At 47.0% G+C, this 12,191-nt stretch carries 8 protein-coding genes; 3 read left to right on the forward strand and 5 right to left on the reverse strand.

Annotated features, from left to right (window positions below; all coding sequences use genetic code 11):
- The first annotated feature begins 10 nt into the window (after window positions 1-10).
- Window positions 11-2,581 (forward strand): ATP-dependent helicase, encoded by a 2,571-nt coding sequence (locus FO447_RS02675; RefSeq protein ID WP_200757527.1) that lies wholly within the window; start codon window positions 11-13, stop codon window positions 2,579-2,581.
- A 642-nt stretch (window positions 2,582-3,223) separates the two neighbouring features.
- Here the strand turns inward: FO447_RS02675 and FO447_RS02680 are convergent.
- From FO447_RS02680 to FO447_RS02690, 3 genes are read right to left on the reverse strand one after another with little or no spacing between them, the layout of a single operon-like run.
- Window positions 3,224-3,370 carry a dehydrogenase gene (locus tag FO447_RS02680; RefSeq protein ID WP_200757528.1) on the reverse strand — a complete coding sequence of 49 codons (147 nt, stop codon included), beginning with the start codon at window positions 3,368-3,370 and terminating at the stop codon, window positions 3,224-3,226.
- A 35-nt stretch (window positions 3,371-3,405) separates the two neighbouring features.
- Window positions 3,406-4,878, reverse strand: a complete 1,473-nt coding sequence (locus FO447_RS02685) for a DUF4270 domain-containing protein (RefSeq protein ID WP_200757529.1) — start codon at window positions 4,876-4,878, stop codon at window positions 3,406-3,408.
- 35 nt (window positions 4,879-4,913) lie between these two features.
- Window positions 4,914-5,726 carry a glycogen/starch synthase gene (locus tag FO447_RS02690; protein ID WP_200757530.1) on the reverse strand — a complete coding sequence of 271 codons (813 nt, stop codon included), beginning with the start codon at window positions 5,724-5,726 and terminating at the stop codon, window positions 4,914-4,916.
- Between the two features lie 174 nt (window positions 5,727-5,900).
- Here FO447_RS02690 and panC point away from each other — a divergent pair, with 174 nt between their 5' ends.
- Window positions 5,901-6,752: a pantoate--beta-alanine ligase gene (gene panC / locus FO447_RS02695; RefSeq protein WP_118140711.1), complete on the forward strand. Its 852-nt coding sequence runs from the start codon at window positions 5,901-5,903 to the stop codon at window positions 6,750-6,752.
- 60 nt (window positions 6,753-6,812) lie between these two features.
- The gene (gene panD / locus FO447_RS02700) at window positions 6,813-7,157 is read left to right on the forward strand and encodes an aspartate 1-decarboxylase (protein ID WP_117692769.1); all 345 of its coding nucleotides are present in this window, start codon (window positions 6,813-6,815) and stop codon (window positions 7,155-7,157) included.
- 252 nt (window positions 7,158-7,409) lie between these two features.
- Here panD and FO447_RS02705 read toward each other — a convergent pair whose 3' ends face one another.
- Window positions 7,410-10,820, reverse strand: a complete 3,411-nt coding sequence (locus FO447_RS02705) for an AAA family ATPase (RefSeq protein ID WP_200757531.1) — start codon at window positions 10,818-10,820, stop codon at window positions 7,410-7,412.
- A complete protein-coding gene (locus FO447_RS02710) occupies window positions 10,817-12,124 on the reverse strand; it encodes an exonuclease SbcCD subunit D (protein WP_200757532.1) in 1,308 nt (435 codons plus the stop codon). Before FO447_RS02710 ends, FO447_RS02705 begins: the two co-directional genes overlap by 4 nt.
- Window positions 12,125-12,191 lie beyond the last annotated feature (67 nt).

Here is a 12,191-nt window from a genome sequence, read left to right on the forward strand (position 1 = left end):
ATATTGATTCATGGATTTACTGAAAGACTTGAACGAAGCGCAGCGTGCTGCGGTAGAATATATTGACGGACCTTCGCTGGTGATAGCCGGTGCAGGTTCGGGTAAAACGCGTGTGCTAACATATAAAATAGCTTATCTCCTGAGCCAGGGCATGAAACCCTGGAGCATCATGGCGCTCACCTTTACCAATAAGGCGGCAAGAGAGATGAAGGAACGTATCGGAAAACTGGTGGGAAATGATCTCGCCCAGCATCTCTATATGGGTACCTTCCACAGCATCTTCTCCCGAATCCTGAGAGCGGAGGCCGAGCATATCGGCTTCAACAACAACTTTACCATTTATGACGAAAGTGACTCGCGCTCGCTGATCAAGGCGATAGTGAAGGAGATGGGGCTGGATGATAAGAAGTATAAGCCTGCTGCCGTTCATGCCAAGATTTCGATGGCGAAGAACAACCTGATGAGTGCTGCGGCTTATGAGAGCGATGCGGCTATCTTCGAGCAGAACAAGCGTGCGCAGATGCCTGAGGTTGGTAAGATTTTCGTGGCTTACGTGCAGCGTTGCAAGCAGGCCAATGCGATGGATTTCGATGATTTGCTGACGCTTACCTATCAGCTCTTCAGGGAGTATGAGGATATTCGCCACAAATATGCCGTCCGCTTCGATTATGTCCTGGTGGATGAGTATCAGGATACCAATCACGTTCAGATGTCTATCGTCATGCAACTCTGTCAGGAGAAGCAGCGTGTTTGTGCCGTGGGTGATGACTCGCAGAGTATCTATAGTTTCCGCGGTGCCAATATCGATAATATTCTCAACTATCAGCGCCAGTTTCAGGGAACGCGTCTCTTCAAACTGGAGCAGAACTACCGCTCTACCCAGACCATCGTTGAGGCGGCTAACAGTCTGATCAAGCATAACCGCAACCAGATTCCTAAGGATGTGTTCAGCGAGAATGCGAAGGGTGAGAAGATTCAGTATAAGCCTGCTTACAGCGACAAGGAAGAGGCGGCGATTGTGGCGAAGGACGTGAAGCGTATCCGGCGCGAGGATGGCTGCCAGTATAGTGATTTTGCCATTCTCTATCGTACCAATGCCCAGAGTCGCAGCTTCGAGGAGGAGTTCAGAAAGCAGGGTATTCCTTATCGCATTTATGGCGGACTGAGTTTCTACCAGCGCAAGGAAATTAAGGATATTATTGCTTATTTCCGTCTGGTGGCGAATCCGGATGATGAAGAGGCTATCAAGCGTATCATCAACTATCCGGCACGAGGAATAGGGGCTACTACGGTGCTGAAGATTGCTGACTGTGCCCATCAGAACCAGATGAGTTTCTGGGAGGTAATCGGTGCCCCTGAGCGATATGGACTGGCGGTTAACAAGGGTGCGATGAACAAGCTGGAAACCTTCAGATTGCTGATTTCTTCGTTTATCGAACGGGCTCAAACTACGGATGTCTATGAATTGGGTGATGCCATTATCAAGGAGAGTGGTATCAGTCAGGATATCATGTCGGGCAAGGATGCCGATGATCTGGCACGTCAGGAGAACCTGGAGGAATTCTTGAGCGGTATGTCGGCTTTTGTGGAGGAACGCCGTGAAGAGGGTAGGTTTGATGAACTCTTCCTGCAGGATTATCTGCAGGATGTGGCGCTGCTTACCGATGCAGACAGCGATGGTGATAAGGATGAACCTCGTGTTTCTCTGATGACGGTTCATGCTGCCAAGGGTCTGGAGTTTCCTACGGTTTTCGTGGTTGGTTTGGAAGAGAATATCTTCCCGAGTCCGCTTTCTGCAGCTTCGCTCAGAGAACTGGAGGAGGAACGGAGATTGCTTTACGTAGCCATTACGCGAGCTGAGAAACATTGTATCCTGACGAACGCCAAGAACCGCTGGCGATATGGCAAGATGGAGTTTGATAATCCGAGTCGGTTTATCGATGAGATTGACGGCAAGTTGATTGATTGCCAGGATGAGGCTGGTGGAAGCTTGTTTGGCTCTATGTCTGAATCAAGGCTTGGTTCAAGGTCTGGTTCGATGTTTGGTTCTAGAGCTGATTCGATGTCTGACCAGCCGGAGTGGGCGAGAGCGCAACGTTCTCGCAGACCGTGGGAGGATGCTGAGCAGCCTAGATACAGTAGCAGGTATCAGAATTCCAAACCGGTAGCATCTCAGTTTGTGGCAGATCCTAAGCCTTCACTCTTTGATGATGAACCGGAGACTTCACATACTTCCGGACGCTCGTCTGTTTCCGGACGCTCATCTCTCTCTGAAGGTAATTTCAAGTCTGTTAGAGCGCTGAATGCAGCTAAACGTTACATGGAGACGCATTCTTCTCATCCTGCTTCTTGCGGTACTGGATCTGCTGCATCATCAGTTTCTTCTTCTGCAGCTTCATCTGCTGGCAGTTCTTCTTGCGGTTTGCAGGAGGGAATGAAGATTGAGCATCAGCGTTTTGGACGGGGAACGGTATTGAAGATTGAGGGAACTGGTGAGAATACGAAGGCTACAGTAGAGTTCGTTCATTCTGGTACCAAACAGCTTTTGCTGAAATATGCCAAGTTTACGGTAGTAGATTAAGTTCAGTAGTCTGATGTTTATATTTATAGGTTTATCCTGTTTTGAAGTTCTCTCTTACAGGTAGAATCTTATAATATAGATAAAGAGTTATAAAAATAGATTGGGCAAGGCCATCTCTGGTCTTGCCCTTTTTGTTTCTATATACTATAAATTGAAAAAGCGTCCCCGCAGTAGCCTCACGGTCACTACGGGGACTTATATTACTAACATCTAACTTTAGCATTTTTGTTTAAACTTAAAAACAAATACTTTAAGAGATTAAATTCTCCGTTATCTATAAACATAAACCAAGTATCTCATATATTGCAAGTAACTTGTATCCTGCAAATATCTTGTATTCTTAAATGCAAGTTCTTAGAAAAGTTAAACCCATAGACCAGTATCTCTACTAATATCTTGATTATTTTTATTTTATTGCTTTTTGTCTATTTAATATTTAATACTTTTAAGTTCACAATGCAAAGATATAAAAAAAATGGGAAAACTCCAAATTAATTTTGCTTTATTTTGTATTAAATGGCTTTTATTGTACTTATGCGGCGGTTTTTAAGGATTAACCGGCAAAGTTAAAGAGGGTGTATCATAAACAATCAAATGCTTTATGATACACCCTCTTTCTCAGGATTCTGAATATTGTCGTGTTTATAACGCTTCGTCTTCAGGACGTGGCATCTGTGTCTGGGGCTTCTGTTTCTTGCCTGACTTTATGAATAGTTTCTTCTTCTTGAGCCATGCAGCCTTGCGTATCTCGTATTCTTCGCGATGACGCTCCAAAAAATTATCTGCCATGTTTCGTTTCCTTTTTTACTTTGCGTTATGAATGCTTATTCTTCTTTAAACTTACTGTAAATCACCTTGATTCGGATCGGACCAGATGCCACCTTCTTACCAGTCTTCTTGTCTTTGGTATAATCCTTGTCAGGATCATCCGTACCCACGATGAGTCGGGTAGAAGCGAGTGACATATCGTGATTAATCTTGGAGATGACGGTAGTATAGCCCTGTGTGGTTGTGATGACGTTTACAGGAACCAGTACTACTTTATTCCAGTTTTCCCCCTTGCCCTTGTTCTTATACATGGCAGAAACCAGGTTGGCGATGTTCTGGAATGTATAAGCATTCTTGTAGGTGCCGGTACTGCTGTAGCTTGCCGTATAAGAAGTACGGTTGTCAGCCAACTTGCTCTTTTCGAAGAACGACTGCAAACTGTCTTTCTGCACCATCAGGATGGTGCTTGGTGTAGCAAAGTTGTATGGGTTGTCTTCGTCTGCATTGTTGAGTCGTGGGAAAGAGATGGTTGCTGTGTTGAGCGTATCCTTCTCATGTCCCTTCATGATATCTTCGATAGGGAGGGTAACCTCGGTGAAGATACCTGCCGGCGACTTGAGGTAAGTCCATTTCTGCTGATTTGCCAACTGCTCCATGTTTTTATTCTCAATCTTGTTGAGCTGCAATACCTCTTCTGTTCCATCGAAACGGTTGTAGAGGCTATCTACTATGATACTATCTGTAACGCCATCTTTTGCCTTGGTCGTATATTGGCGTCTGTATTGGAAGATGAGCTCTGTATTCCAGATCTTAGCCATGTTACCTGTACCACCTACATTCTTGATATAGAAGCCAGGACAAACATTGTGCAGGAACTTGTAGTTGGTCTTGAAGTACTCTGGATGCTTTGCGTATGTCTGCAGAATGTATGAGCCGTAGTTATTATAAGTCTTACCATCTTTGGTATATGGCTTGTTCAAACTAATCTGGAAGTTCTTTACATCTGATGTGTTGCTCAAGTTGTAATTACTGCTCCAATGCTGATTGCTTTCGCTTACCCAGCCGTTTTTGAATGCATCATAATCAGAGTAGTACTCTTGATCTTCTGCCATTGGCTTGGTCATCTCGTAGGCTGTGACCTTCATTGGGGCGATAGTATCACCATAGTTGGCATTATATGAAATCAACAAGTAGCAACCATAAGCTTCAATAGAGTCGTTGTTGGCTTGCTTGATGGCAACTGTATCTACATCGAAAGAAGGCAATACGCTCAACTGGGTCATGTAGTCGCCCTTTACATAGTTGCCGGTTTCCGGGTCTTTCATCTTTCCGATGAGTCCCGTGTTGTTGCGGCTCAATACGGCACCTGCTACTATAGACTTTGTGGTAACATTAAACGCTGAGTCGGAAATGTTAATGTTGTCTATCTTATTAGTGATGCTACCACCGATTCCCTCGGTGGTATCATCACATGCAGCGAAAGTAAGCGCTGCTATTACTAATACTGTTAAGAGTCTTAAAATTTTCATTATCCTTGTATGTATGTGTCTCTGTTGTCGGAATTTTATTCTGCGTCAGGACAAACCTTGTTGATGAAGTCTGCGTATGGCTCCTGGATATCTTCTCCCGGATAAGTCAGTACAGGCTTGTTCTTCTCCTTCGCATAATCAAAGAGAATCTGGGTAGCTTCTTCTTCACCTTCTACCACACCGTCGCTATAGTCGATGGCGAGTTTGCCGAGCTCAATGAAGTCAAAGTCGTCCTGATAGCCGTCGAGCAGTTCAGACTTGGCATCGCGGAAGGCAACGCAACGTTTGAAGTTGGTACCCAGTTCACCCTTGAGTTCGTTGGTATAGAGAGCGGTAATTACCTTTGATTCTGCAAATGAAGGCTCTTCGCTGTAGGCTGTCTTTACATAGAATGGCACTACTGCGCTAGCCCAACCCTGGCAGACGATTACGTCAGGCTGCCAGCGGAGCTTCTTTACGGTTTCCAATACACCACGTGCGAAGAAGATAGCTCTTTCGCCGTTGTCGGCATATTCCTTTCCGTTTTCATCGGTGCCCATCTGACGGCTCTTGAAATAGTCGTCATTATCGATGAAATAAATCTGCTGTCGTGTTGTTGGTATAGATGCAACCTTGATGATCAGCGGATGGTCTGTATCATCTATGATAAGGTTCATACCAGACAGGCGAATGACCTCGTGCAATTGTCCGCGACGCTCGTTGATGGTGCCCCACTTAGGCATGAAGGTGCGGATCTCAAAACCTGCTTCCTGCATCTTCTGAGGCAGTTCGCGTCCCATGATTGACATGTGAGACTCGGCTACGTATGGGTCGATCTCCTGATTGATAAATAATACTTTTTTTGCCATAAAATTTAAATTTTATTCTTACGAATTACGTGCAAAGGTACAAAAAAAACTTCAAATAGGGGCATTTTTTCTCCGAAATTCATTATTTTCGGCAATAATTCGCATATTTTTAGGTTTTTTCTTTCTCATTTGAGAAAAAAGTTGTTATTTTGCACCCGAAAACAGATTATGACGATGAAAGTATTCAATAAGATTGTTGACCTCCAGAACGAACTCTTCATGTGTCGTAAGGAGGGAAAGGAAATCGGCCTTGTGCCAACTATGGGTGCGCTGCATGAGGGTCACGCCTCTCTTGTTAAGCGCAGTGTAAAGGAAAATGGCGTGACTGTAGTTTCTGTGTTCCTGAATCCTACACAGTTTAATGATCAGGGTGACTTGGATCGCTATCCTCGTACCCTCGATGCTGACTGCAAGCTCTTGGAGGCTTGTGGTGCTGACTATGTGTTTGCACCATCGGTGAAGGAGATGTATCCTACACCAGATACACGCCACTTTGAGTTTCCACCTGTTTCTACCGTGATGGAGGGTGCCAAGCGCCCGGGTCATTTCAATGGTGTATGTCAGGTAGTGAGCCGTCTTTTCTATATCGTTCGACCAACCCGTGCTTATTTCGGTGAGAAGGATTGGCAGCAGATTGCTGTCATCAAGCAGCTCGTGAAGTACATCAACAGCGATGTTCAGATTGTAGAGTGTCCTATCATCCGTGATGAGGACGGTTTGGCTAAGAGCAGCCGTAATACTTTGCTGGCTCCTGATGAGCGTGCCATTGCGCCAAACATCTATAAGGCTCTGAAGGAGAGTGTGGAGTATGCCAAGACTCATACCGTACAGGAAACTCACGATAAGGTGGTTGCCGACATCAATGCTGTAGAGGGTCTGGAGGTAGAGTATTTCCAGATTGTGGATGGCGACAGCCTGCAGGATGTTTCTTCATGGGAGGATAGTGCATACGTGGTAGGTTGCATCACCGTTTATTGCGGTAAGACTCCTATCCGTCTCATCGACCATATCAAGTATAAGGGATAATTCCTCGATAGATATTCTTTATTAAGTTTAATCCGTAACAGATCAAGTAATAACAGAACAATGCAGATAGAAGTATTGAAGAGTAAGCTCCATTGTGTGACAGTAACTGAGGCTAACCTGAATTATATGGGTAGCATCACCATCGATGAGGACCTGATGGACGCTGCTAATCTGATAGCAGGCGAGAAGGTTCAGATTGTAGATAACAACAATGGTGAGCGCTTGGAGACCTATATTATCAAGGGTGAGCGTGGCAGCGGTTGTATCTGCCTGAATGGTGCTGCAGCCCGCAAGGTGCAGGTGGGAGATACCGTCATCATCATCGCTTATGCCCTGATGGACTTTGAGGAGGCTAAGACCTTCAAGCCAACCGTGGTTTTCCCAAAAGAGGGAAATAAGGTTTAAATATCGTATGATGATATAGAATTGTTTAAAGAATGATTATCTCGTATGATAATCATAAAGAATATGCGTTCCTGTGGATAGATGAATCCGTAGGAACGCATATTTGTTTTGTGACGATAAACTTGCGTTTCGGTGTGGCGAAATAGCGGTAAGCCACATCGATGGTGATGCCCTGTTCACGGATGGATAATGTATGTGTACCCTATATATAATGGTGTAATTACTATTTTATGAAGGTATAATTACGATGGGTTAAGGATAGATCTCGATATGGCTGCTGCCGGAGTTGCCATTCTTGATAATCCTTATCTGGGTGGTGATGCGCTCGCTCATCGTGTCGGTATGACTGATGACACCCACCTTCTTGCCTTGCGAACTTTGCAGCATGGCGAGGGAATCGATGACGGTGGCTAGGGTATCGGGGTCGAGGGTTCCGAAGCCTTCATCGATGAACAGGTTCTCGAAGGAGATGTTGCGGGAGGACAATGCCGACAAGCCCAAGGCTAAGCCCAGACTTACGATGAAGGTTTCGCCACCTGATAGGGAGGTGGTGTCTCGGATATCGTCGGCACGGTCGTGGTCGATGACTCGGATGCCCAGCGAATGCTTTACCTGCTGCAGTTCGTAACGGCTGTTGAACTTTCTGATTTCCTGGTTGGCGTGCGCTATCAGGAAACTGAGCGTATAGCATTGGGCTATCTTGCGAAGCGTCTTTCCGTCTGCTCCGATGGCATCTGTGATGGCTGTCCAGTCGTCCTTTTCCTGTGTTACGAGCTTCAGAGCCTCAGCCTTGTCACCCAACTGTTTTACGGCTTCCTGATGGTTCTGCATCCTGGCGTTGGCAGCAATCAGTTCGTTGCGCTGGCTTCTCTCCTGATACTCCTGCTGAATGGTCAAGAGAGCATCACGGGTTTGGGTAGGCTGATGTTCCAAGTGCTGCTGATGTGCCTTTTCTGCGCTCTGGTAAAGGGCGGTAGTCGAAGCCACGGCTTTCTCCTTTTCGTCCTTTTCCCGACGGATAGCGTTCCAGTCTTCGGCAGAGTGAAGCATCTCCCGGATGGTATTTCGGTCGATAAGGCTTGGCTCGATGCTCTTTTCTGCAAGCTGCTTGTTATATTCCTCAATCCAAAGGTCGAGTTCCTTTTCCTTCGTCTGCAGAGTCTCCTTTGTTGTCTTGTTCTGTGACAGCATGGTTTGATGCGAACCTTTACTGTTGGCGAGTTCTGCCTTCAGTTTGTTGATATTCTCGTTCTGGTCATCTGCTGCTTTTGTTGCTTCGTCCTTAGCTGCAGTCAGTCTTTGTTCAGCAGCATCTGGTTCTTCTCCATTCAGAATCTGCTTGAATTTCTCCTGCCATTCCTCCATTTCCTTCCTGGCGCTATTCCATGCTTGAGTAGCTTTCTCATAAGCTTCCTCCTTACTCTTTTGTTGTGAAGTAAGGTTGCTGGTAAGTGCTTTCTGCTCAGCCAGTTTTGTGGCGCAGGTTGATGCGCTTTCCTGGGCTTTGTTCAGTATCGTTGAAGCCTTGCTTTCATACGCAGCTTCATCCTTTACAGCCTTATCCTTGAGTTGGGTCAGCCATTCTATCTCTTTCTGAATCTTGTTAAATTGGCTTAGCTTGCTGGTCGCATCTTTCGCCTTGTTTTCATAGATAGGCAAGAGTGATTTCAGTTCTGCCTCAGCCTTCGGAATCTTTGGATACTGGGCGATGAGCGCCTTCCAATCCTCTTCGTAAGTTGCTATTTCTCCCGAGAACTTTTCCTGTTGTTTCTGGAGCGTCTGTACTTCGCCGTCGTTCTGTTTTCTCTCGCCGGAAAGATCCTTCTCCTGTTTCTGCTGCAGTTTCAGCAGATCCTCCTTGACTTTCAGAAGTTGCGAGAGTTCCGTGGTGGCTTCCTCAAACTGTCTGTTGTCGGTATGATAAGGATGGGTCGTGCTGCCACAGAGCGGACAAGGCTTGCCTTCGGTCAGGTTGGCACGATGAATCTCCCATTTCTCACTCACCATGAGGGTATAGGCATTTCTCAGCGTCAGGGTCTCTTGGGTCAGAGCCTCGATGGTCAACTTGCCCAGGGCTGCATCTATCTCTGCGTTTCTCTTGCCCAAGACCAGAATGCGCTCCTCATTCTTCTGCTTTTCTGTTGTGGCAGCATCGAGATGAGCCACAACCTTGATGGCTTGCTGGACATCCTGCAGTTTTCTGTCGGCTACAGTCTTGCTGTTCTGCAGTTCCTCTATATTCTGTCCGGCAGTCTTATTTCTTTCCGTCTCCCAAGCCTGTTCAGCGGCTTGCGTCGCTTCGTACAGAACCTGTTTCTGCTTGGCAATCTCTTCCTGTGTCGCTTTGAGGGCAAGGTTCGCTTTCTCCGTTTCTGTTTCCCATTTTTGGATGTTTCGGTCGTTTTCCTCCACGTCTTTCTGGGCAGATTGATTCTCTTTCTGCGCCAACTCCAATGCCTCTTTCTTTTCTTTCAGATTCGGCATTGCCGCTTCCATTTTTGTTTTCAGCGCCCTTGCTTCAGCGATGACCGGCAGCGCCTTTTCTAGCTGTTCCTGTGCCTTGCTTACTGCTTCCTTCAGACTGGCGAGAGTTTTCTCGCTTTCGCTGATGGCAGACTCTTGACTTTTGATGTTTGCTTCCGCTTTCAGAATGTTTTCTTCCTGTTCGTGGATGCTTTGCGTCTGTCGCTCTACTTCCTGCAGCTGGTTGACGGCAGGCTGTACTTCATCGTGCAACTGCAGACGGAGAATCTGGGCTTGCATCGCTTTAATGGCATCTGCTGCTTGCTTCATATCAGTCTGGCTGATAGCGATTTGCTTGATTTGTTTATCATTTTCCTCAAACCATTGCAGATCTTTCGAGATGGCTTTCATCTGGCTGTCGAGTTCCTTCTCAGCCTTTTCCAGATGGTCGATTTTCTCCTGTAGTTGGGCGAGTTCTTCATCGTTTAGCAGGTTCTGTTTTACGGCTTCCACCGATGCTGCTATCTGGTTGTAGGCATCCGTTGCCTGGTCTTTTGCTTTCTTGATTTCAGTAGCGATGTTCGTATAAGTTTCCTCGCATCCGATGAGTTTTTCCAGGAGTTCGTACCGCTCGTTTTCCTTTGCCGTCAGGAAGTTGGCAAACGAGCCTTGGGCGATGAGCACGGTACGGAGAAACTGGTCGTAGTCGAGTCCGATGATGTTCGGCAGCTCGTTCCAGTCGGCAGTTTCCTCCGTTATTTCTTCGCCGTTTCTCGTGATTTTATAGAGCGCAGTCTTGGCGTTCTCGTAGCGCACTCTCTGGAATCTGACGTGCCATTCTGCGCGGTAGATGCTGCCGTTGTTGGCAAGGAAGGTGAGTTTGCTGTAACCCTCTTTCTTGCCACGGGTCAGGATGTTTCGGCTGTCGGTAGGAGCCAGACGGTTACTTTCGCTGGCATCGGCAGCTCCGAAAATCTCGATGTTCTGGTTCTTGTCGCCTTTCTTCCTGGGGTAGCGAGGGGCGCGGTTGTAGAGAGCCAGACAGATAGCATCGAGTAGGGTAGACTTGCCACTTCCCGTCGGACCTACGATGCTGAAGATGGTGCTCTCGCCTAAGGCACCTTCTTCAAAGTTGATGACCTCGCCTCCCTGTTTGTCAAGCGAAGCGAGGTTGAGTATTTCGAGTTGTAGGAATTTCATAATGATGATGTCGTTAATAAATCGGATAACATTTTCTCCTGTCTTTCGTTCATCGGAGCGTTGTGCCTGATGGCGAAGGCTTCCTTCAGCGTGTCGAGCGGAGGACGGTTGATGATGTCTTCTATACTGGTGATGTGCTGGGAACCCTGGATGGTGGAGAGGTCCAGTTGTGGGATGATGCGCTGGATTTTGCAGAGCACGGCATCCTTTTCGTTGACGAGTTTCTCCAGTTCCTTGATGTCATCGCTGGTCAGTTTCTCCTGTTTCACCTTCAGCATCACGTAGTCGAAATGGTCGCTCAGTTCGCCGTCAGTTCTCTCTGAAAGTTCTGAATTGATGAGCTTCTGCCATTTCTTGAAGGTCAGCTCTTCCTCATCTTCGGGCAGGATGCGGAGGGCGTGCTGAGGCTTGTATTCCAGGAAATCTACTTTCCATTCCTTGCTCTTGCCGGTTTCTTTTCTCTCCTCCTCTTCTCCGTGTTCTATGGTGATGAGGTCGATTCCGTGGGTGTAGTCTTTCTCGGCAAACGACATCGGGAGGATACTTCCCGTATATCTTGCCCAGTCGGTGTTCCATATATGTTGCCGTTTGTGGATGTGTCCGCAAGTCATATAGTCGGGATGGTCGTTCCATCCTTCCAGGTCCACTTCCTCCTGTCCGCCGATGATGATTTTCTCGCTCGCATCCTTCTTGGCGATATCTGAACCCTTGGCGTACATGTGTGCCATCATGATGCATTTCCTGCCCGGGTATTTCTTTCGAGCCTCAGCCGTCAGTTCTCTCAGAAAGTCGTTGACTCCCTGCGAGTAGCTGGCGTTCTGCACCACATCGCTTCTTAGGAAAGGTACGGCGAGGATGATGACTTCTTCTCCTGCCTCGTTGGTTACGGGGATGATGAGGTCATCGAAGGAATAGATCCAATGTCCGCCGGTTTTATCATCGTCCTCGCTTGCTCCCTGCTGCCAGATTTTCCTTACGTTACCTCTTATTTCCACGTGGTATCGTGTGAGCAGCGGACGGGGAGCCTCCAGTCGGCTGGCGGAATCGTGGTTGCCGGCGGTAATGATGACCTGCATGTTCGGGCACAGTTGGGTAGCATCGGCAAGAAACTCGTAATAAACGGTCTGTGCCGCTGCCGATGGATTTCCGTTATCAAAGATGTCTCCTGCGATGAGGAGAGCATCGGGCTTTTGTTCAGCGATTTGTTCCAGGAGCCATTTCAGGAAATGCTTGTGTTCCGGCAGACGGTCGTTGCCGTGAAACAGGTTGCCCAGGTGCCAGTCGCTGGTTGCTAATATCTTCATACTCATAAGAATGTCTAATCTTAGTCTTTTTCTTTGTCTTTGTCTTGCAATCCTTTAGCCTTTTGCT

The sequence above is a fragment of the Segatella copri genome (genome assembly GCF_015074785.1).
In the GTDB taxonomy this organism is placed as follows: Bacteria; Bacteroidota; Bacteroidia; order Bacteroidales; family Bacteroidaceae; genus Prevotella.